Below are 580 nucleotides of genomic sequence, written 5' to 3'. Positions count from 1 at the left end.
CCAATCCGCTGACCGTGACCCTGGATAACGGCAAAACCATCACCATCGGCGTAAACCAATCGAGCGGTAGCGTTTCGGTTCTTGCTCCTGATGACGTGTATAAGGGCGATCAAACCGTCACCACTGCTATCAAAGGCGTCACTGGTGGCGAGCACTTTGAAAACCTGGTGCCGGGTACTACAGCGGTGAACACCACCGTTACGGACACACCGGGTACCGATAACACCACCACGGTGACGCTGACCGCTCCATCCGAAGCAAACGAAGGTGGTCAGATCACCTATACCGCGACCTTGAGCAACAAGGCCGGTACCGACGTCACCCTGAAGCTCGATAACGGTTCGTCGATCACGATCAAGGCTGGCGACACTGTTGGCACCGTAACCGTGCCCGCGCCGACCGATGACGTGTTCATCGATAAGAGCGCTCAGACCGTCAAGATTACTGACGCTTCCGGCGGCAACTTCGAAAAACTCGAAGTCGCAGGCAACGGCGCAACTACCACGATCAACGACACCATCGACAAGGTGGATGTAGTTCTGACCGCCACCACTACCGTGGGTGAAGGCGGCAACATCGT

Annotated in this window: 1 protein-coding gene; it reads left to right on the top strand. The window is 56.6% G+C overall.

Features of this window, described 5'->3' with window-relative positions; translation table 11 throughout:
• Positions 1–580: immunoglobulin-like domain-containing protein (locus ACTJLA_RS26805; protein ID WP_440842488.1), on the top strand; the 580-nt coding region annotated here is incomplete at both ends.

It is taken from the genome of Pseudomonas sp. 22072 (assembly GCF_052046095.1).
In the GTDB taxonomy this organism is placed as follows: domain Bacteria; phylum Pseudomonadota; class Gammaproteobacteria; order Pseudomonadales; family Pseudomonadaceae; genus Aquipseudomonas; species Aquipseudomonas paracarnis.
Note: the sequence above shows the minus strand (reverse complement) of the source record. Positions and strands in the feature narration are given on the sequence as shown.